Origin of the sequence: Sphingosinicella soli, from assembly GCF_014199685.1 — a bacterium.
Taxonomy (GTDB): domain Bacteria; phylum Pseudomonadota; class Alphaproteobacteria; order Sphingomonadales; family Sphingomonadaceae; genus Sphingosinicella; species Sphingosinicella soli.
The window spans coordinates 38,099-58,824 of the sequence record NZ_JACHNZ010000001.1 but is presented as its reverse complement, the minus strand read 5'-3'; the positions used below and the strand labels follow the sequence as shown (position 1 = coordinate 58,824).

Genomic DNA, 20,726 nt, shown 5'->3' with positions numbered 1-20,726 from the left:
CTACGCGGTGTCCCCGTTCAGGTCGTCGATCGCCTGCCGAAGCCCGGTATCGAGCTGCCAGTAGTGGAGCACGCGGCGCGCGGCGGCGACATCGAGATCATCATGAAGCATCAGGATTTCGGCAAGCGCAGAGGGCGGACGCGCGCGGGCGGCATTGTTGAGATCGCCCAGAACCAGCACGAGCGACGCGGTCGCATCGCGGCTGACATCGACGGCCTTGGCCAGCACGATAAAGCTCTCGCTCGCCGGATCGGTCACGATCCGCCAGACCGTGTTGAACGCAATCTTCGCGCGGGCGGCGAATGCGGCTGTGAACAGGCTGAGGCGGCCCTGGCGCAGCGTGCGGAGCAGGAACCCGTCGGTCAGCTCGCCCAGATCGCCCAGACGGCGCGCAAGCTGCAGCGCGCGGGACTGCACCGACTGCGTATCGTCATGCTCCACCATCGCGCGTTTCGCCGCGCGTTCGATCATCGGATCGAGCACGGCCTGATCGATGACGAAGCTCTTCAGGATATGGCGGCGCAGCGCCGCCGCAACCCACCAGTAGATTTCGCGCGCCAGATCGACCGGCAAATCGTTCTGCGTGAGCAGCGGCTGCTGGAACTGGCCGTTGCGCTTGCTCTCCGCGACCAGAAGCTCCATCGCGCGGCGCGAGAGCACGGCGTCTTCGGTGCGTATCAGGCTTTCGAGAACATCGTCTTCGCTGCCCTTCAGGCCGCGTTCGGCCAGCGCCTCGGTGAGCGGCGGCGACACGGTTTCGCGCAGCGCGATCGCCATGCGATGCTCTTCGGCGCACTGGATGACGATTTCCATCAGCGCGTGATTGCGCACCACGCTGCTGCGTTCCAGGATCGGCCGCGCGACCTCTATGCTGTCGCTTGCAAGACGGGCTTCGAGATCGGGCTGCGTGGCAGGCGAACGGGCAAGCGCTTCGACGAGATGCCTGCGCACCTCCATTTCGACCGTGCCGAGCAGGCGCCCGAGCACGTCGGTCATCATCGCGCGCTGCTGATCGGTGAGCCGCTGGGCGGCGGGCAGGAAAAGATCGGCAACGGCATTCGCAAGCTGCGCCCGCGCCGCGCCGGAACGGCCGGCGGCGAGACCCAAAAGCGCCTGAACGTCGATTGGCCGATCCAGCGGCAAGGAAACCCCTCTTCGGTGCGAACCCGTGTCTTTTCTCGAAACCGGAACCTAGAAGGATGCGCCTAAAATTGGATTAACCTTGCCCGCGCGAAGTCTGATGGTCTCAAGTCGTCACCCTGAACTTGTTTCAGGGTCCATACGGCGGGTTCGGCCGCACTGCTGCATGGATGCTGAAACAAGTTCAGCATGACGCGTAGAGGTTGCTAGAATCGTGTGCGCCAGCCGATTTCGATTGCGGTTTTCGCGTCGCTTGTGCCCGGCGTGCCCGGCGCATCGGTATCGTAGCGGGCTTCCAGGCTGATATCGCCGAACGCGGTCGGGAGTTCGGTACCGACTTCGAAGGCGTTGTAGGTTTCGCGGGTGAGCGAAAGGTTGTTGTTCCTGAGGTTGTTCGTCTTGTTGATATCGACGCGGCGATAGGTGCCGTAAAAGCGCCGGTTCTTCTCGTCGGTGACGGAGAGGCCCGCTGTCCAGAGCTCGCTGTCGCCGTCGAGGCTGTGGCCGAGCGCGCGGTCGCGGTAGGTGAAGCCGTCGAAATAGATGAAATTGTGATACATGCTGCCGGGATAGGTGCGGCCGCCGCCGAGCTTCACCGCCAGCGTATCGGACCATTCGCCAAGCAGCGTCCAGCTCGCGCCGTTGTCGCCGAGCGGCCCGGAAAGCGTGAAGCCCGCCAGGCGCGAGAACTGCTCGATCAGCAGGTTGTCCTCGTCCTCGGCTTCCCACTCGGTATAGCCCTGCACGGCGACGTTGCCGATCATGCGCGTATAGCTGATGTCGAAACCGGCGATCTGGTTGCCCGGTTCATCGAGCGTGCCGGTGTTATCGGCGTCGCCGATGCCGATGACCGCATCGAAAATGGTGCGCAGACCGCACGGACGGTTGCTGCCGCAGAGCTGAAGGCCGCGGTTCAGGCCGATTTCGAGCCCCGGTACGGGCTCGAAGGACAGGCGCATGCCGGCAATCGCCGGGTTGTTGTAGTCGAGGCGCGTTTCGGTCGCGATGCCTGCGAAGATATCGAGCCGCCACGGGCCGAACCAGCGCAGCACGGGGAAATCGATGGGCTCGGGCACCAGCCGCTTGATGCCGACGCGCGGGATGGGCCGCGCGTTCGTGGAAAACAGCAGCGCGCTGTCGTGCCCCGGCCCCCACCACGTATCGACATAACCGCCGTAAAGCGCCCAGTTGCCGACGGGAAGCGCGAGGGTCGCGGGCTCGAAATGGAAGTCGCGGCCCTGCTGCCCCTCGCGCCAGCCGACGCCGTAGGAGACGTAAAGGCCGCCGAGTTCGTGTTCGGCGCGGACGGTGACGTCGCCGTCCTCGCGCGCGGTATCGCCGAAATCGCGGACCACGGACGGCCGATTGGTCGCGCGGGCGCGGATTTCGTAGCGGCTTTTCTGCCCATCGCGCGCGGAGAGGATATTGAGACGCCGCACGGCAGCGCCGAGATGCGGCGGCAGCGCCTGGCCCTCGGCGCGCTCCAGCCCCTCGGCGACCTGCGCCCACGGCAGCGGCCACGCATTGACCGGGCCTCGAATCAGCCCCGCCGCTTTCAGCAGCTCGACATCGCTGCGGACCTGACGGTCGCCCGCTTCAAGCCAGGGACCGGCAGCGGCGGGCATCGCCGAAAGCAGGACGGCGGCAGCGGCAATACCAAGAGACTTCATCGGGCACCCTTCTCTTCCGCGCCGAGCCAGCGCTCCGCGATATCCAGCGCGCGCGCGTCGTCCACGTCGAGCCACGCGCAATCCCCGGTTTCGACCCCGCGCGCAAGCCCCGACGCGGCGAGCGTCGCCACGCCTTGCGACAGGCTGGGCGCTTCGAGCCCGGCGAGCGCGGCAAGCGCGGCAAACAGTGGCGCGCCTATGGAAAAAACGCCGGTATCGTAGCCGTTGTAGGGGTCGAGCCCCTTGCCGATGGCGGTGATCGCGGTGCCCTCGGTCCGCACGCGGGTGACGTCGTCCTCGTCGATCCAGGCGTGGCCGATGCGGCGATCGATGCCGAGCAGCAGCGCGCCGTCGTCGGCGGGGGCCTGCATCACCGCGCGGTAAAGCGCGGGATCGACGAGATGGTCCGCCATCACCAGCAAGGCGCGCGACGCGATGAAGGGCGCGGCCGCAAGCGCCGATACGCCGTTGGGAAGCGCAGGGTCCGCGACGGTGACGGTGCGGACGGTGAGCGGCAGGCTCCACTGGCTGAGCGCCGCCGCGACGTCTTCCGCGCGGTGGCCCAGCACCACGGTGACGTCATCAGCGCCCGCCTCCGCAAGGCGCAGCAGTGTGTGCAGCAGCAGCGGGCGACCGGCGACCGGCGCCAGCGGCTTCGACGGCGCATGACTGCGCAGCCGGCTGCCGAAACCGGCGGCAAGCACGATGGCCTGCACGGCCCTGCCCTAGTTCAGCTTGCCGCCGCCGGCGATGAAAGCCTCCAGCGCGGCGAAGGCAAGATCGTCGCTCGTCTGGCGCGGCGGGTGCTTGCAGAAATAGCTGGAAGCGGCGTCGATCGGCCCGGCGATGCCGCGATCGAGCGCGAGCTTGGCGCAGCGGATCATGTCGATCGCGACGCCTGCCGAATTGGGGCTGTCCTCCACCGACAGGCGGAGTTCCAGGTTCATCGGCACGCCGCCGAAAAGCTGGCCTTCCATGCGCAGGAAGCAGACCTTGTTGTCGTTCTGCCAGGCGACATAGTCCGACGGGCCGACGTGGATGTTTTCATCGTCGATGCGGCGCGCGGCGACCGACTGCACGGCCTCGGTCTTCGATTCCTTCTTGGACGCAAGGCGCGTGCGATTGAGCATGTTCAGGAAATCGGTGTTGCCGCCGGTGTTGAGCTGATAGGTCCGATCGAGCTTCACGCCGCGCTTCTTGAAAAGATCGGTGAGCACGCGGTGCACGATGGTGGCGCCGAGCTGCGCCTTGATGTCGTCGCCGATGATCGGCAGGCCCGCATCCTTGAAGCGCTTCGCCCAGACGGGGTCGCTCGCGATGAAAACGGGGATGTTGTTGACGAACGCGACGCCCGCTTCGAGCGCGCATTCGGCGTAGAATTCGCTCGCCTTCTGGCTGCCGACGGGCAGGTAGTTCATCAGCACGTCCGCGCGGGTTTCGCGCAGCACGCGGACGACCGCGTCCTTGTCCGCCTCCGCCGCGTCCGCCACGAGGAAGGTGCGGTCTTCGGGATAATCGGCCATGTGCTCGCCGACGCCGTCGAGAACGCGGCCCATGCGCACGGTCGTGCCGGTTTCGGGAACATGATCGCAGAATACCTGCGTGCAGTTCGGCTTCGCGAAGATCGCTTCGGAAATATCGCGGCCGACCTTGCGGCGATCGACATCCCAACCGGCTACGAAACGAATATCCTTGGGGCGATAACCGCCCAGATCCCAGTGCAGCAGGCCGATCTGCTCGTTCGCGCCGCCATTTTGATAATGGGCGACACCCTGAACAAGCGAACTCGCACAATTGCCGATACCAACGACAGCCACTCTTACTTCATGCATCGGAAAGATCCTGAGACGCGTCTACTGCGCGGTTGAAGACGATCACTTAGCGTTGCCAGCAGAATCCGGCAAGAATGTGTAGGCTGTCTTTGCAAAGTTTGCGGCAATCCGGTCGCTGTGCGCGCTGCCATATTCCTGTAACCGAACGAAGAACCGCGCCTGCATGACAAAGTAGGTGAGCGCGCTGTACGCCGCGATCATCGCAAAACCCGCATACCAGGCCCCGAACGCCGCAAACGGCAAAAGGGTCCAGAAGAACGTGTTCCGGCGCCCCGCGACGAGGCGGAACCGGCGTTCGAACGCGCCCGCATCATCGATCTGCTTGCCCGTGAAGCGCCGGAAGAACTCGCCCTGCACGGCTTCGGCAAGCGCGAAGCCCACCGTGATCGCCGCAAGCGGCCACGCGCCGCCGTGGCCGATCGAATAAAAATAATACGCGAGCGCGGCGAACCAGCCGTATTCGACGACCTTGTCCGCCACATGTTCGAGATCGCCCCACTTCGAGAACTCGACTCGCGTGCGGGCGAGCTTGCCGTCGACGCCGTCGAGCGGCCCGATGACGAGCGCGAGCGCGAGCCCGACCCACAGATGGCCGAGCGCGAACGCCGCCATCGCGGCGAGGCCGAGCAGGAACACGCCCACCGAGATCATGTTGGGCGTGAGCGGCGTCGGCAGCAGCAGGCGCGTGAGGATGTTTTCGACCGGCGGGTGGATGAAACGCGCCGGCCAATCGAGGATGCCCTTCTGCGCCGCAGCGAGCGCCTCGGTCGTCGCCGCATCGGCGGAGGCGGCATCGACGGCGCGGTGCCATTGCAGCGGCACCTCGCGCCGCCGCGACGGGCAATACGGCGGGATGCGCGCAACCTCGACAGCCGTGTGCGGCCCCTCCCCCAGCGCCGAGCGCACGAGCGTCGCCTGCATGTCCCAATCGCCGAGACGGCCCGCAACGCTGCGCACGACGCGGCCCGGGAATCGCGCCAGACCGGCGAAGAAGCGATCGGACGCGATCCGCTCCGCCGTGATCGGGCGCGTGTCGGCCTCCATCCAGACGCCGAGCACGACATCGCCCACGGCGCCCGCGACAGCGGCGATCGCGCGCTCGTCGGCGACGAGCCCCTCGTCGAGCGAGAGCACGCTGTCTTCCTCGCGGATCGCGGCGCGGACACCGTCGCCGCCGTGAACGACCTCGACACCCGGCGATGCCCGGCGCGCGCGATCGAGCGCAGCGGCGAGTCGCGGGGTCACGCGCTCGACCATGACGACGACACGCTCGGCCCCCGCGCGGCGGCACTGGCGAATCTGACGATCCACCGAAGCGATTCCCGTGATGCCGAGCGCGGCCAGCGGTTCGTCCGCCCCGGCGCTGAAATGATGGGCATAGAGCAGCGCCACAAGCGCCATCGACGTCTCCGGGTCTGAATGGATGGCGGACCATAAGGGCAAGCAAGCGGACTTGCCAACTCTCCCCTGAGAAGCGCACATCGCGCAGGATGGATTCAGTCCTCGAAACATCGGGCGGCGGGCGCCCGCGAAACATCGAAGAGCCCCTGAACATCGCGGTGGTTCACCCGGTTTCGCGCGCTCTGCTGCCGCTTGCCGTGAAGCTCCGCATCCCGCCGAACGCCATTTCGGTCTCGGGAATCGGCTTCGGCATCGTCGCCGCATGGGCGTATTTCCACTACGAGGCGCCCGCGATGGCGCTCGCCGGATTCGCGGCGATGCTGGCATGGCACGTGTGCGACGGGCTCGACGGCATGACGGCACGCGCCACCGGGCGGACGAGCGATTTCGGCCGTTTTCTCGACGGCTTCTGCGATTACAGCGTGTACATCATGGTTTACCTGAGCCTGGCGTTCAGCGCCGCGGACTATGTGGGGATCGAGGTCAGTCTGCCGCTCGCGATCGCCGCAGGCGCGGCGCACATCGTTCAGGCCGCATGGTATGAGCTTCAGCGCGAAGTGTTCATCAGGCGCAGCGCGGGCCAACCCGGCCTTGCACCGCGCAAGACCGTGGGCGGGGCTCTGGAGCGGGGATACGACAGGCTTCAGGCGAAGATGATGCCCGGCCTGCATGCGCGCGATGCGGCGCTCGCCGCCGATCCGGCGCTGCGCGCGCGTTACGTGGAGGCGCTGCGGCCCGTGCTTTCCGCCGCCGCGATCCTGGGCGCGAGCGGGCGAACGCTCGCCATCCTCATCGCCTGCCTTGCGGGGAGCCCGCTGTGGTACTGGCTGTGGGAAATCTTCGGGCTGAGCCTTGCGGCCATATTTATAGAGCGTGCCCGGCGCGCGCGTGAAGCCGCGCTCTGATTTAGCGGAACGTGCCGGAAAACCGCGCAACCTCGGCATCGAGACGCGAAAGCAGCGCGCTGTCGCCCGGCGCGGAAAGCTCGGCGAGCAGCGCGATGGAGCCGATCGCCTCCGCACCGATCGCCTGCGCCGCGCCCTTGAGACGGTGCGCCGCGGCCTTCCAGCCCGCCCGGTCCTTCGCGGCGCGCAGGGCGCCCACATAGGCGGGAAGGTGCGCGCGGAACTCCGACATCAGATCGTCGAAAAGCTCCGTGTCGCCGCCCGTGATCTCGAGCAGGCGATGCGGCAGGAAAACGGGGGCGGATTCGGGGTTCATGCACCCATGTTCAGCGATCAAGATTAACAAACTGTAGACAAATGCGGATTGTCGGGCTGTCCTGTGCCGACCTGCGGTGATAGACATCGACGTCAGGGGTTTCACACACAGGTTTCGCGGGGGTCGTTCACCATGAGTCCAGTCGGTCGGCGGTCGTTTCCGGAAAAGCTTCCGCCGGACTACGCATGGCAGCAGGCGCCGAACCTGGCCGACGCGCCCGATACGGCGGCCCCCATGAAACGCCTGCGCCAGACGGATGACGAGGCCGAGGATACAGCCGTGCCGACCTTTTCAAGCCGCGTGCTGCTGTTCGCCTCGCTCGCCTCGCTGGCCTGGATGGCGCTTGCCGCCGCCGTCGTCTGGCTGATCGCCGGTTCGGCGGGCGTGGGCGCGATGACGCTGACCGAATGGGCGGGCGTTGCGGGCGGCGTTGCCGCGCCGCTCTCCGCGATCTGGCTGATCGCGCTCGTCGCCGCGCGCGTCTGGCCGGGGCAGCAGCGCGAGATGCTGGCGCGCATCGAGGCCGCCGAAGACCGTTTCGCCCGCACCGCGCGCGAAACGCGCACGCAGCTTGAAAGCATCGATTCCGTGCTCGCCGCCGTGACCATGCGCGTCGAAGGGCTGCGCAAGGTGTTCGCCGACGAGGTCGAGGGCTTCGTCAGCGCCACGGACGCCGCCGTGCACCGCACGCGCACGCTTGCCGGATCGCTCGCCGAAGACCGCGCCGCGATCGACGCCAGCACCGCCGCGCTCGCGGCAAGCGGCGACAAGGCGCGCGCGAGTTTCGATTCGCTCGCAACCGCGCTTCCCGACGCCGAAGCGCAGGTGAACCGCATCGCCGGACTGCTCGCAACGAGCGCGACGGACGCGCGCACGCAGCTTCAGGAAACCGAAGACCTGCTCGCCGCCGTGTGGGCGCGCAGCGAGGAAGCCGGGGCGCAGGCCCGCGCCGCGACCGAAAGCCTCACGGGCGTGATCTCCGCCATTTCCGTTTCCGCCGCAGATGCCGAAGGCCGCCTGGGAAGCTATGCCGCCGCGCTCGAAGCCAGCGGCGACGCGGCGCTCGCCAAGACCGGCGCGGCGCTCGAAGCGACGCGCACCGGCGTCGAGGCGCAGACCGCAGCGCTCGCGGCCGCGATTTCGCGCACTTCGATCGACCTTGAAGACATCGGCGGCCGCGCCATCGAAACGATCGCGGGCCGGATCACGGCGATCGCCGAGCAAGTTTCCGACCTCAGCAAGCGCATCAGCGAACAGGACGCGGGCAGCCGCGGCTTCCTCGACACGGTCGAACGGGGCTTCAGCGTGCTCGATGCCAAGCTCGGCAACGCCGCCAATTCGAGCGAAAGCGTGCTTTCCAGCCTCTCCGCCCGGATCGGCCAGGTGCGCGGCGAAATCGATTCGCTCAGCGCGCCGCTCGGCGCCACGCGCGGCGCGGCGAAGGAGATCGGCGATTCGCTCGCCGCTGTCCGGCAGGCGACCGAACAGGCGCTCGCCTCTTTGGCCGAAGGCGTTCCCGCAGGCGCGGAAAAGAGCCTCGGCGCCATCGATGCGCTGCGCGGATCGGTGACGAACCTGTCGCAGGATATCGAGCGGGTTTCGGAGCGCGCCGCCGCCATCAACACGCCGATCGCGGCAGGCCGCCGCGCCATCGACGAACTGCTCGACGGTCTGGAAGACCAGCGCGAGAGCCTGGAGGCCGTGGTCGGCAGGGTCCGCAGCGAGATCGAAACCGCGCAGGGTATCCTGGCGGGGGTCGAGCAATCGGCGGAAAGCACCGCGCTCAGCGCGACGACTCAGCTGATCGACGCGCTCGGGCGCGTGCGCGAGGTCGCCGCGCAGACGGCGGGCACGGTGAAAACCGCGCTCGAAGCGGTCGTCGAGGAGGCGCGCGAGGCGCTGTCGAAGGCGTCGCGCGAGGCCGTGCGCCAGAGCGCGATCGAGCCGGTGGAAACGCAGATCAAGGCGCTGGAAGCCGCAGGCGCGCGCAGCGCAGACGCCGCGCAGGCCGCAGCCGAGCGGCTGTCGCGCCAGCTCGTGTCGGTCGCCGAGACCGCCGCCGCGATCGAAACGCGCGTCAACGAGGCCGACTCGCACCTCGACGCGGCGCTGCGCAAGGACATCGGCCGCCAGTCCGAACTGCTCGTCGAAGCGCTGAACAGCGCCGCCATCGACATCGCCAAGGGGCTTTCGGCGGAAGTGACGGAGACGGCGTGGAAGCAGTATCTGGCGGGCGAACGCGGCGTCTTTTCGCGCCGCGCCGTGCAGATTCTTGCAACCCGCGATGCGAAGGAAGTCGCGCGCCGCTACAGCGAAGACGCCGAGTTCCGCGACGGCGTGCGCCGCTACATCCACGATTTCGAAGCGATGCTCCGCCGCTTCAACGCGGACCGCGACGGCAATGCGCTTTCAATGACGCTGCTGTCGTCCGACCTCGGCAAGCTCTACGTGGCGCTGGCGCAGGCGACGGAACGGCTGCGCTGAGCGTGACGGTATCGGGCGGCGCGGTTCAGTCCGGCATGAAATCCAGGTAGCCTGCCTCGCCGATCCACCAGACACCGGCCATGATGACGGCCGAGACAAGCGTGGTCCAGAGCAGCTTCTTCGCGAGCATGGGGCGCGTCGGCGCGCTGTCGGCCTGACCCTTCACCTTGTCCTCGCCCGCCTCGTCCGACGTGCGGACGCCGAAGGGCAGGACGGTGAAGAGCGTCACCGTCCAGATCAGCAGGTAGATGGCGGCGATCGACCCCCAGCTCATCAGCCTTTTACCCTCGTGATCGTCACTTCGGTGATCGGCTTCTTGCCGGTCCAGTCCCGCGCGGTGCGGCGGACGGCGACGCGGATCGCTTCCGCGAGCGCATCTTCGGACTTGCCGCGTGTCTTGGCGACGGCTTCGCTCGCCGCCGAAACGCAGTTGTTGATGAACTCGTCGCGATCATCCTCGACCGGCACGCCGTGCGACTGCACCTGCGGCGGCGCGAGCAGGCGGTTCTTGCCGTCCAGAACCACGAACACGGCGATGAGGCCGTTGTGCATCATGCGGCGGCGGGCGAGCATCGTCGCGCCGTCGGCGGGCAGGATGACGTCGCCGTCGAGCACCAGACGCCCGACGGGCTCGTGACTGATGATCTGCGGCTTGCCGGGCGCGAGGCGAATCGCGCTGCCGTTCACGGGCACGACCGCTTCAGGCACGCCGAAACGGCGGGCGAGACGCGCGTGTTCTTCCATATGGCGGCGCTCGCCGTGGACGGGGATGGAGATTTGCGGGCGGATCCAGCCGTACATCGCCTCAAGCTCCGGCACACCCGGATGCCCGGAGACGTGGACGTGCGCCTGCCGGTCCGTGATGATCTCGATGCCTTTCGCGGCGAGCGCATTCTGGACGCGGCCGATCGAAAGCTCGTTTCCGGGGATCTGCTTCGAGGAATAGACGACGAGGTCGCCGCGTTCGAGCTTGATGTGCGAATGATCACCCTCCGCGATGCGCGAGAGCGCCGCGCGCGCCTCGCCCTGCGCCCCGGTGGAGACGATGAGCAGCTTGTCGCGGGGAACGCGCATCGCCTCTTCATGCGACACGGTGGGCGGGAAATCCTTGAGATAGCCGACACTGCGCGACACTTCGAGGATGCGATCGAGCGAGCGGCCGACGACGCAGAGCTTGCGCCCCGTGTCCTTCGCGACCTCGCCGAGCGTATGGAGGCGCGCGGCGTTCGACGCGAAGGTGGTGACGAGCACTCTGCCCTTGTGGCCCGCGATCACCTTGTCCAGCCCCTCGCGCACACCCGTTTCGCTGCCCGAAGCCTCGGGGTTGAAGACGTTGGTGGAATCGCCGACGAGCGCGAGGATGCCCTCGTCGCCGAGCGCGGTGAGTTCTGCGGCGGTCGACGGCACGCCGAGCACGGGCGCTTCATCGAGCTTCCAGTCGCCGGTGTGGAAGATCTTGCCGTAGGGCGTTTCGATGAGGAGCGCGTTGCCTTCGGGAATCGAATGCGCGAGCGGTACGTAGCGGCACTTGAACGGGCCGAGGTTCACCTCGCCCTCCAGCGGCACCACGTTCAGCTCGACATCGCGCTCGATGCCTTCCTCGATCAGCTTCTTGCGGATGAGACCGGCGGTGAAGGGCGTCGCGAACAGCGGCACGTCGAAATCGCCGACGAGATAGGGGATCGCGCCGATATGATCCTCGTGCCCGTGCGTGAGCACGATGCCGAGCAGATCCTTCTGCCGGTCCTCGATGAACGAGAGGTCGGGGAGCACAAGCTCGACGCCCGGCAGCGACGGATCGGCGAAGGTCATGCCGAGATCGACCATGATCCACTTGCCGTTGCAGCCGTAGAGGTTGACGTTCATGCCGATCTCGCCGGAGCCGCCGAGCGGCAGGAAGATCAGTTCTTTTCCAGGCTTCAACGCCTGTTCCTTTCATCAATAATCGTAAGGCCCCGCACCGTGAGATCGACGTCCACGACATCGATCACGCGCGTGTAGGGCTCGAACAGGACGGCAAGGCCGCCCGTCGCCAGAACCTTCATCGGCCCCGTGGCCTCCGCCTTCAGGCGCGCGACCAGCCCTTCGATCATCGCGAGATAACCGAAGAAAATGCCCGACTGCATGGCGGACACGGTATCGAAGCCTTTCGCCTTGCCGCCCCTCGGCGGCGCAACGGCTACGCGCGGCAATTGCGCGGCGGCGACATAAAGCGCCTCCGCCGACAGATTGATGCCGGGCGCGATGATGCCGCCCGTATAGGCATTGCCGACGAAGATGTCGAATGTCGTTGCCGTGCCGAAGTCGATGATGATGAAATCGCCCTCGTGGCGATCGCCCACGGCGACACAGTTGACGAGCCGGTCCATGCCGACCTGCTCGGGATGCGCAATCTCGATGCCGACACCCAGATCAAGATCCTTGGTGACGACAAGCGGATCGATACCGAAGCCCCGCCGCGCCATGCGTTCGAGATTGAAGAGCGTGGTGGGCACCACGGTGGAGATCACCACGCGGCCGACCTTGCTGCGGTCGACGCCGTCGATTTCCATGAGCTGGGTGAGCCAGACCATATATTCGTCCGACGTGCGCGACGCCTGCGTGGAGATGCGCCAGCGGTGAACGATCTCGCCGTGGTCGACGACCGCAAACATCGTATTGGTATTGCCGACATCGATCGCGAGCAGCATCAGGCCTGATCCCCCAATGTGAACACTTCGCCCGCGTGAATGGGGCGTAAAGCGCCGTCCGGCAAGCGCAGAAGCAGCGCGCCGTCTTCCGCCAGTCCTTCGAACGTGCCGGTCAGATCCGCGTTCCCGAGCCGCGCGACGATGGGCTTGCCGATCCCGGCGGCAGCGGCGAGCCAGTCGGCGCGGGTGGCGGCAAAGCCATCCTCGCGCCAGCGGCGGCGATGCGCGGCGAACGCCTCGGCAAGCGTGCCGCACGCCTCGCGCGCGGACGGAGGCGCGATGCCCGCGGCGGCGAGGCTCGTGGCGGGGCGCTCGGTGCCTTCGGGGAAATGCGCGAGATTGACGCCGACGCCGATGATGACGCCCCGCGCGTGACCTTCGAGCAGAATGCCCGCGACCTTCATGCCGTCCAGCATCAGATCGTTGGGCCATTTCAGCGACAGGCGTTCGCGCGGCACCCAGCGGGCGACGGTATCGAGAAGCGCGTTCGCGGCCACGAACGAGAGCTGCGGCGCGGCGCCTTCCCCCGGCTGCGGCGCGGCGAAGGTGCTGGTGAAGAGGTTGCCGATGTCGGACGTCCACGCCCGCGCGCGACGGCCCCGCCCTGCCGTCTGGCGGTCGGCGCGGACCCAGAGCCCGTCTTCCGGGTGATCGGCGATCCAGTCGTTCGTGCTGCCGGTTTCGGCAAGATCGACGATGCGGAAGCTCATCCGCTGACGATGATGCGCGCCGCCGCCGTCGCCCACGCCACGAGCGGCGCGATGGCGAGCATCCCGAGCGGTGAGCAGAATACCGCCGCCGCCGTCAGCACGACACCGTTCACGCGGCTGTCGCCCGGCGCGAGCGTGCCGACAGGCTCATCGAAGTACGCCAGCTTCACGACGCGAAGATAGTAGTATGCCCCCACCACCGACGTGACGACGCCGATCACCGCGAGCACGTACATCTCCGAAGCGATCGCGGCGTTGAACACGCTGAACTTCGGCCAGAAGCCGAGCATCGGCGGAATGCCGGCAAGGCTGAACATGAACACGGCAAGCGCGGCGGCAAGGCCGGGGCGCGTTTTCGAAAGCCCCGCGAGGCGCGCCATGTCGTCCACCGGCGTGCCGTCCGGGTCGCGCAGCGCGAGCACGACGAGGAACGAGCCGATCGTCATCGCCGCGTAAATGCCCATGTAGAACAGCACGCCCGCGATGCCCGCCTCGGTGCCTGCGGCAAGGCCGATGAGCGCGAAGCCGATGTTGTTGATCGACGAATAGGCAAGCAGGCGCTTGATGCTCGTCTGCCCGATCGCGCCGACAGCGCCGAGGATCATCGAGGCGACCGCCGCAAACGCGATGATCTGCCGCCATTCGTCGGCCAGCCCGCCGAAGCCTTCGATCGCGACGCGCACAAGGAGGCCCATCGCGGCGACTTTCGGGGCAGACGCGAAGAAGGCGGCAACCGGCGTCGGCGCGCCTTCGTAAACGTCGGGCGTCCACATGTGGAACGGCACGGCGCTGATCTTGAACGCGAGCCCCGAGAAGATGAAGACGAGACCGAAGACAACGCCGATCGACGCCTGACCTTCGAGCTGCGCGCCCAGCGCGACGAAGTTCGTGCTGCCGACGAAACCGTAGATCAGGCTGATGCCGTAGAGCAGGATGCCGCTCGCCAGCGCGCCGAGCACGAAATATTTGAGGCCCGCTTCGGACGATTTCGTCTCGCTGCGGTGGAACGCGGCAAGCACATAGGCCGCGAGGCTCTGCAGTTCGAGGCCGACGTAGAGCGACAGCAGGTCGTTTGCCGAAACCATCATGCCCATGCCGAGCGCGCCGAGCATCAGCAGCACGGGGTATTCGAACTTGTCCGAATGCGCGCGGCGCAGATACGGGATCGCGATGACCGTGCAGACAGCCGCCGCGCCGTAGACGACGACCTTCAGATAATCGGAAAACAGATCGGCGACGTAGAGACCGTCGAACGCGAAGGCGCGCGGCATGTCGTCGATCATGAACAGGCCGGCGACGGCATAGATGCCGACGGCGAGCCACGACAGCAGCGGCAGGCTGCGGTCGCCCCGGAACGTGCCGATCATCAGCAGCGCCATCGCGCCGAGCGCGAGGACGATTTCCGGTGCGGCGATGCCGAGCGATTGCACGAGCGGCTGCATCAGTGAGTCTCCGCCGGGGTGTGGGGGTTAGCTGCGGCCTGCTTCACCACCGCGACCGTCTGCTGGGGCGGCGCGGTCGGCTCAAGCCGGGCGACGATCGCCGCCACGGGCGCGCGCACGGGATCGATGAACACGTTGGGGGCAATGCCCATCCACAGCACGAAAACCGCGATGGGGGCGAGGCACAGGATTTCGCGCACGTTGAGATCTGTCATCGCGCGCACCTCGTCCTTCGTCACCACGCCGAACATCACCTTGCGGTAGAGGTAGAGCATGTAGGCGGCGCCCAGGATGATGCCCGTGCAGATTACGGCGACGGCGAAGGTGGAGGTGCGGAACGCGCCCATCATCACCAGGAACTCGCCAATGAAACCGCTGGTGCCCGGAAGCCCGACCGACGCCATCGTGAAGAGCATGAACAGGATCGCATAGCGCGGCATCACCGTGGCGACGCCGCCGTAGGCATCGATGTCGCGCGTGTGCATCCGGTCGTAGACGACGCCGACGCAGAGGAACAGCGCGCCCGAGACGAGCCCGTGGCTGAGCATCACAACGATCGAACCCTCGATCGCCTGCTGGTTGAAGCCGAACAGGCCGACGGTGACGAACGCCATGTGCGCGACCGACGAGTACGCGATCAGCTTCTTCATGTCGGACTGCGCGAGCGCGATGAGCGAGGTGACGACGACCGCGATCATCGACAGGCCGAAAACGATCCACATCAGCTCCGCCGAGGCTGCCGGGAACATCGGCAGCGAGAAGCGGATGAAGCCGTAGCCGCCCATCTTCAGGAGCACGCCCGCCAGGATCACCGAGCCTGCCGTCGGCGCCTGCACGTGCGCGTCGGGCAGCCAGGTGTGCACCGGCCACATCGGCATCTTCACCGCAAAGCTGGCGAAGAACGCGAGCCACAGCCACGTCTGCACGTTCGGATCGAAATCGTACACCAGCAGCTCTGGGATCGACGTCGTGCCCGCGACGCTGGCCATGTAGAGCATGGCGAGCAGCATCAGCACCGAGCCGAGCAGCGTGTAGAGGAAGAACTTGTAGCTCGCGTAAATGCGGTCCTTGCCGCCCCAGATGCCGATGATGAGATACATCGGGATGAGGCCGCCTTCGAAGAAGACGTAGAACAGGAACAGGTCGGTCGCCGCGAAGACGCCGATCATCAGCGATTCCATCAGCAGGAACGCCGCCATGTATTCGGGCACGCGCGTGCGGATCGAGGTCCACGACGCGAGGATGCAGATCGGCATCAGGAACACGCTGAGCGCGATGAGGACGAGGCTGATGCCGTCGATGCCGAGCGACCACGAGAAGTACGGCTCGAACAGCGGCAGGCTTTCGGCATACTGGAAGCTCGCCGAGCCGATATCGAAGCGCGCCCAGAGGATGATGCCGAGCACCAGCTCTGCAAGCGTGACGGCAAGCGCCGTCCAGCGCGCGGTATTCGCGCGGCCGTTTTCGTCGCCGGGGACGAACAGCAGCACCGTCGCCGCCGCAAGCGGCAGCAGGATCATCAGGGAAAGGATCGGAAAGCCCATTATTCGCCGCCCAGCATCTTCGGGAGGAACCACGCGGCCGCGGCGGCGAGGCCGATCAGCATCACGAACGCATATGTGTAGAGGTAGCCGGTCTGCAGCCGCCGCGCCGCGCCCGCGCCGCCCATCACCAGCGCCGCGAGGCCGTTCGGGCCGAAGCGGTCGATGGTGCCCTCGTCACCCTTCTTCCACAGCATGCGGCCGAGCCACTTCGACGGGCGCACGAAGATCACATCGTACAGCTCGTCGAAGTACCATTTGTTGAAGAGGAAGGCGTGAAGGCCGCCGAACATCGCCACGAACTTCGCCGGCGCGCCCGGATTGCGGATGTAGTTGTTCCACGCGATGTAGAGGCCGATCAGCATGACGATCGCGGGCGACAGCTTCACCCACAGCGGCACCTCGTGCGAGGCGTGCGCGAGGTGCGCATCGAACGCCAGCGCACCCTTCCAGAACGCGACGCCGCCTTCGGCATCGATGAACGCGCCCTTGAACACGAAGCCCGCGAAGATCGCGCCGATCGACAATACGACGAGCGGTATGAGCATCGAAACCGGGCTTTCGTGCGGCTTGTAGCCGAGCGTGCCGTCCCCGGCATCGTGCGCGTGATCGTCGTGCGCATGGGCGTGGTCGTCATGGTGCGCATGGTCGCCGTGCGCGGCGTGCTGGATATGCTCGCTCTGCGACCAGCGCGGCTTGCCGTAGAAGGTGAGGAAAATCAGACGCCACGAATAGAAGCTGGTGAGCAGCGCCGCGAACACGCCGACCCCGTAGGCGACATAGCCGGACTGCGTGCCCGCCGCGAAGGCGCTCTCGATGATCGCATCCTTCGAATAGAAGCCCGCGAAGCCCGCGCTGAGCCAGTAGATGCCGACGCCCGTGATGGCGAGCGTGCCGATCATCATCGCCCAGAAGGTGACGGGGATATGCTTCCGCAGGCCGCCGTAATAGCGCATGTCCTGCTCGTGGTGCATCGCATGGATCACCGAGCCCGCGCCGAGGAACAGCAGCGCCTTGAAGAAGGCGTGCGTGAAGAGATGGAACATCGCCGCGCCGTAAGCGCCGATGCCCGCCGCGAAGAACATGTAACCGAGCTGCGAACAGGTCGAATAGGCGATCACGCGCTTGATATCGTGCTGCGTGGTGCCGACGGTCGCCGCGAACAGCGCGGTGGCCGCGCCCACATAGGTGACGACATTCAGCGCGATCTCGCTCGTTTCGAAGAGCGGCGACAGGCGGCAGACCATGAACACGCCCGCCGTCACCATCGTGGCGGCGTGGATCAGCGCGGACACCGGCGTCGGGCCTTCCATCGCATCGGGCAGCCAGGTGTGCAGGCCGAGCTGCGCGGACTTGCCCATCGCGCCGATGAACAGCAGCAGGCAGAGAACGGTGAGCGTATCGACCTGCGCGCCGAGGAATTCGAAGCTGCTGCCCGAGAAATCCGGCGCGGCGGCAAGGATCGTCGCGATGTCGGTGGTGCCGAACACCATGAACACGCCGAAGATGCCGAGCGAGAAGCCGAAATCGCCCACGCGGTTGACGACGAACGCCTTGATCGCGGCCGCGTTTGCCGAGGGCTTCTGATACCAGAAGCCGATGAGCAGGTACGAGGCGAGGCCGACGCCTTCCCAGCCGAAGAACATCTGCACGAGATTGTCCGCCGTCACCAGCATCAGCATGGCGAAGGTGAACAGCGACAGATAGGCGAAGAAGCGCGGCTGATCCGGGTCTTCCGCCATGTACCCCCAGGAATAGAGGTGCACGAGCGCCGACACGGTAGTGACGACGACGAGCATCACGGCGGTGAGCGTATCGAGCCGGAGCGACCAGTCGACGACGAGACCGCCCGAGCGGAACCATTCCATGACCGGCTGGCTTTCGACCGGCTGGCCCATCAGCACGGGAATGAAGATCGCCCACGACAGCGCGCAGGCCAGGAACAGGCCGCCCGTGGTGATTGCCTTGGCGAGCGTGTTGCCGAGCACGCGGTTGCCGAGACCGGCAACGATCGCCGTGAGCAGCGGCAGGAATACGATGGTGTGAAGCACGCCCGCTCAGCCCTTCATCATGTTGATGTCGTCGACCGCGATCGTGCCGCGGTTGCGGAAATAGATGACGAGGATCGCAAGCCCGATCGCCGCCTCGCCCGCCGCGACGGTGAGCACGAACATCGCGAACACCTGCCCCACGAGATCGCCGAGGTACGCCGAGAACGCCACGAAATTGATGTTCACCGCGAGCAGGATCAGCTCGATCGACATCAGGATGATGATGACGTTCTTGCGATTGAGGAAGATGCCGAGCACGCCGATCACGAACAGGATCGCCGCGACCGTGAGATAGTGGGTGATGCCGATCATTTGAGTTTCACCCCCTCGCCCACCGGAACGCTGAGCACCTCGATGGCCTCGCCCGGGCTGGCGGCGTTCTGGCGCGCGATGCTCTGTTTCTTGACGCCGGTGCGCTGGCGGTGCGTCAGCACGATCGCGCCGATCATCGCGGTGAGCAGAACCATGCCCGCCGCCTGGAAGATGTAGACGTATTTCGTGTAGATGAGCGCGCCGAGCGCCTCGGTGTTCGTGACGTCGCCCGCCGCCGAGAGCGGCGCGACGGCGACCGCCTGGGCTCCGGCACCCAGCGTCCACGCGGTGCCCGCGATCACGAGTTCGGCAAGCAGCACGCCCGCGAGCATCAGCCCGAAGGGCATGTAGCGGGTGAAGCCCGTGCGCAGCTCCGAAAAGTCGATGTCAAGCATCATCACCACGAACAGGAACAGCACCGCGACCGCGCCGACGTAGACGATCACCAGGATCATCGCGATGAACTCCGCGCCCAGCAGCAGGAACAGGCCGGCGGCGTTGAAAAACGCCAGGATCAGCCAGAGCACGCTGTGCACCGGGTTGCGGGCAAAGATCACCGCCGTTGCCGACAGGACGATAATGCCTGCGAGCATGTAGAAGATGATGGCCTCGATCACGGTTTCGCCCCGCCCCTTTTCATGTCGCCACGCTTGTGCGTGCGGCCGGTTATCGCCACTGCGCGTCCGCCGCAAGGTTGGCGGCGATCGCCGTTTCCCATTGGTCGCCGTTCGCGAGCAGTTTCGCCTTGTCGTAGATCAGCTCTTCGCGCGTTTCGGTGGCGAATTCGAAGTTCGGGCCTTCGACGATCGCGTCCACCGGGCAGGCTTCCTGACAGAAGCCGCAGTAGATGCACTTCGTCATGTCGATGTCGTAGCGCGTGGTGCGGCGCGAGCCGTCCTCGCGGGGTTCGGCCTCGATGGTGATCGCCTGCGCCGGACACACCGCCTCGCACAGCTTGCACGCGATGCAGCGTTCCTCGCCGTTCGGATAGCGGCGCAGCACATGCTCGCCCCGGAAACGCGGGCTGATCGGCCCCTTTTCATAGGGATAGTTCAGCGTCGCCTTGGGCTTGAACATGTAACTGAACGTGAGGGCCATGCCGCGGATGAACTCCAGCAGCAGCATCGATTTGGCGGCGCGGAATATGGCGGTCATGACGCGAACCTGTCTGTGAAGAACATCAGCCACCCGGAAACGAGGAACACCCAGAAGAGCGACAGCGGCAGGAACACTTTCCAGCCGAGGCGCATCAGCTGGTCGTAGCGGTAGCGCGGCACTGTGGCCTTCACCCAGGCGAAGAGGAAGAACATGAACACCATCTTCGCGAGGAACCAGATGAAGCCCGGGATCACGTAGAGCGGCGCCCAGTCCACCGGGGGCAGCCAGCCGCCGAGGAAGAGCACGGCGGTCATCGCGCACATCAGCAGGATGTTCGCGTACTCGCCGAGCCAGAACAGCGCGAAGCTCATCGACGAATATTCGACCTGATAGCCTGCGACGAGCTCGGCTTCGGCCTCGGGAAGATCGAACGGCGGGCGGTTCGTTTCGGCGAGCGCCGAGATGAAGAACACGATGCCCATCGGGAACAGCAGCGGATTGAAGATGTTGCCGTTCAGGAAGCCGATGTTGCCCTGCTGGCTAAGCACGATCTCGCTGAGGTTGAACGACGAGGCGTAGAGCACCACCGTGATGATGACGAGGCCGAGCGAGACTTCGTAGGAGACCATCTGCGCGGCCGAACGCAGCCCGCCGAGGAACGGGTATTTCGAGTTCGACGCCCAGCCCGACATGATGATGCCGTAGACGCCGAGCGACGAGACCGCGAACAGATAGAGGATGCCGACGTTGATGTCGGCGAGCACGGCGCCCGCATCGAACGGGATCACCGCCCAGCCGATCAGCGCCAGCGTGAAGGTGATCATCGGCGCCAGCAGGAACACGCCCTTGTTGGCGCCCGCCGGGATGATGGTTTCCTTGAGGAATACCTTCGCGCCGTCCGCGAAACTCTGCAGCAGCCCCCACGGCCCCACCACGTTGGGCCCGCGCCGAAGCTGCATCGCCGCCCAGATCTTGCGGTCCGCATAGACCGCGAAGGCGACCGCGATCAGCACCGGCAGCGTGATGGCGAGGATGAGGATGAGCGTGGCGACGAGGTAGCCGAAGGTCGGCCCGAGGATCGATGCCTGGAAGAATTCGGTCATCGTTCCAGCCTTTCGTACACGTCACCCTGAA

At 66.2% G+C, this 20,726-nt stretch carries 19 protein-coding genes; 2 read left to right on the top strand and 17 right to left on the bottom strand.

Going from position 1 to position 20,726, the window contains the following annotated elements; translation table 11 throughout:
• From GGQ98_RS00310 to GGQ98_RS00290, 5 genes are all read right to left on the bottom strand, one after another.
• A complete protein-coding gene (locus GGQ98_RS00310) occupies window positions 1–1,143 on the bottom strand; it encodes a DUF2336 domain-containing protein (protein WP_184063374.1) in 1,143 nt (380 codons plus the stop codon).
• Between the two features lie 203 nt (window positions 1,144–1,346).
• Entirely contained in the window at window positions 1,347–2,810 is a 1,464-nt protein-coding gene (locus GGQ98_RS00305) for a capsule assembly Wzi family protein (protein WP_184063371.1), read from the bottom strand.
• The gene (locus tag GGQ98_RS00300) at window positions 2,807–3,526 is read right to left on the bottom strand and encodes an NTP transferase domain-containing protein (protein ID WP_184063368.1); all 720 of its coding nucleotides are present in this window, start codon (window positions 3,524–3,526) and stop codon (window positions 2,807–2,809) included. The genes GGQ98_RS00305 and GGQ98_RS00300 overlap by 4 nt, the downstream gene beginning before the upstream one ends.
• A 9-nt stretch (window positions 3,527–3,535) precedes the next feature.
• Window positions 3,536–4,642, bottom strand: a complete 1,107-nt coding sequence (locus GGQ98_RS00295; RefSeq protein WP_184063365.1) for an inositol-3-phosphate synthase — start codon at window positions 4,640–4,642, stop codon at window positions 3,536–3,538.
• Window positions 4,643–4,684: 42 nt separating this feature from the next.
• Window positions 4,685–6,043, bottom strand: a complete 1,359-nt coding sequence (locus GGQ98_RS00290) for a CDP-alcohol phosphatidyltransferase family protein (protein ID WP_184063362.1) — start codon at window positions 6,041–6,043, stop codon at window positions 4,685–4,687.
• A gap of 89 nt (window positions 6,044–6,132) precedes the next feature.
• On the opposite strand from GGQ98_RS00290, the gene GGQ98_RS00285 reads away from it, so the two are divergent.
• A complete protein-coding gene (locus GGQ98_RS00285; protein ID WP_184063359.1) occupies window positions 6,133–6,948 on the top strand; it encodes a CDP-alcohol phosphatidyltransferase family protein in 816 nt (271 codons plus the stop codon).
• A gap of 1 nt (window position 6,949) precedes the next feature.
• Here GGQ98_RS00285 and GGQ98_RS00280 read toward each other — a convergent pair whose 3' ends face one another.
• A complete protein-coding gene (locus GGQ98_RS00280) occupies window positions 6,950–7,264 on the bottom strand; it encodes an Hpt domain-containing protein (RefSeq protein ID WP_184063357.1) in 315 nt (104 codons plus the stop codon).
• A gap of 132 nt (window positions 7,265–7,396) precedes the next feature.
• Between GGQ98_RS00280 and GGQ98_RS00275 the strand changes: the two genes are divergently transcribed.
• On the top strand, window positions 7,397–9,748 hold the full coding sequence (locus GGQ98_RS00275; RefSeq protein WP_184063355.1) for a hypothetical protein: 2,352 nt from the start codon (window positions 7,397–7,399) through the stop codon (window positions 9,746–9,748).
• Window positions 9,749–9,773: 25 nt separating this feature from the next.
• On the opposite strand, the gene GGQ98_RS00270 is transcribed toward GGQ98_RS00275, so the two are convergent.
• From GGQ98_RS00270 to nuoH, 11 genes are read right to left on the bottom strand one after another with little or no spacing between them, the layout of a single operon-like run.
• On the bottom strand, window positions 9,774–10,022 hold the full coding sequence (locus GGQ98_RS00270) for a DUF1467 family protein (protein ID WP_184063352.1): 249 nt from the start codon (window positions 10,020–10,022) through the stop codon (window positions 9,774–9,776).
• On the bottom strand, window positions 10,022–11,671 hold the full coding sequence (locus GGQ98_RS00265; RefSeq protein WP_184063350.1) for a ribonuclease J: 1,650 nt from the start codon (window positions 11,669–11,671) through the stop codon (window positions 10,022–10,024). Before GGQ98_RS00265 ends, GGQ98_RS00270 begins: the two co-directional genes overlap by 1 nt.
• Window positions 11,668–12,438 carry a type III pantothenate kinase gene (locus GGQ98_RS00260; protein WP_184063348.1) on the bottom strand — a complete coding sequence of 257 codons (771 nt, stop codon included), beginning with the start codon at window positions 12,436–12,438 and terminating at the stop codon, window positions 11,668–11,670. The genes GGQ98_RS00265 and GGQ98_RS00260 overlap by 4 nt, the downstream gene beginning before the upstream one ends.
• Complete coding sequence (locus GGQ98_RS00255) at window positions 12,438–13,148, bottom strand: biotin--[acetyl-CoA-carboxylase] ligase (protein WP_184063346.1); 711 nt, start codon at window positions 13,146–13,148, stop codon at window positions 12,438–12,440. Before GGQ98_RS00255 ends, GGQ98_RS00260 begins: the two co-directional genes overlap by 1 nt.
• Entirely contained in the window at window positions 13,145–14,590 is a 1,446-nt protein-coding gene (nuoN, locus tag GGQ98_RS00250; protein WP_184063343.1) for an NADH-quinone oxidoreductase subunit NuoN, read from the bottom strand. The genes GGQ98_RS00255 and nuoN overlap by 4 nt, the downstream gene beginning before the upstream one ends.
• The gene (locus GGQ98_RS00245; protein WP_184063967.1) at window positions 14,590–16,137 is read right to left on the bottom strand and encodes an NADH-quinone oxidoreductase subunit M; all 1,548 of its coding nucleotides are present in this window, start codon (window positions 16,135–16,137) and stop codon (window positions 14,590–14,592) included. The genes nuoN and GGQ98_RS00245 overlap by 1 nt, the downstream gene beginning before the upstream one ends.
• The gene (nuoL, locus tag GGQ98_RS00240; RefSeq protein ID WP_184063340.1) at window positions 16,134–18,182 is read right to left on the bottom strand and encodes an NADH-quinone oxidoreductase subunit L; all 2,049 of its coding nucleotides are present in this window, start codon (window positions 18,180–18,182) and stop codon (window positions 16,134–16,136) included. Before nuoL ends, GGQ98_RS00245 begins: the two co-directional genes overlap by 4 nt.
• Before the next feature lie 6 nt (window positions 18,183–18,188).
• Entirely contained in the window at window positions 18,189–18,494 is a 306-nt protein-coding gene (gene nuoK, locus GGQ98_RS00235) for an NADH-quinone oxidoreductase subunit NuoK (protein ID WP_184063338.1), read from the bottom strand.
• Window positions 18,491–19,111 carry an NADH-quinone oxidoreductase subunit J gene (locus GGQ98_RS00230; RefSeq protein WP_184063335.1) on the bottom strand — a complete coding sequence of 207 codons (621 nt, stop codon included), beginning with the start codon at window positions 19,109–19,111 and terminating at the stop codon, window positions 18,491–18,493. The genes nuoK and GGQ98_RS00230 overlap by 4 nt, the downstream gene beginning before the upstream one ends.
• A 49-nt stretch (window positions 19,112–19,160) precedes the next feature.
• Window positions 19,161–19,649: an NADH-quinone oxidoreductase subunit NuoI gene (nuoI, locus tag GGQ98_RS00225; protein WP_184063332.1), complete on the bottom strand. Its 489-nt coding sequence runs from the start codon at window positions 19,647–19,649 to the stop codon at window positions 19,161–19,163.
• Window positions 19,646–20,695: an NADH-quinone oxidoreductase subunit NuoH gene (gene nuoH / locus GGQ98_RS00220; RefSeq protein WP_184063329.1), complete on the bottom strand. Its 1,050-nt coding sequence runs from the start codon at window positions 20,693–20,695 to the stop codon at window positions 19,646–19,648. The genes nuoI and nuoH overlap by 4 nt, the downstream gene beginning before the upstream one ends.
• Window positions 20,696–20,726: the final 31 nt, after the last annotated feature.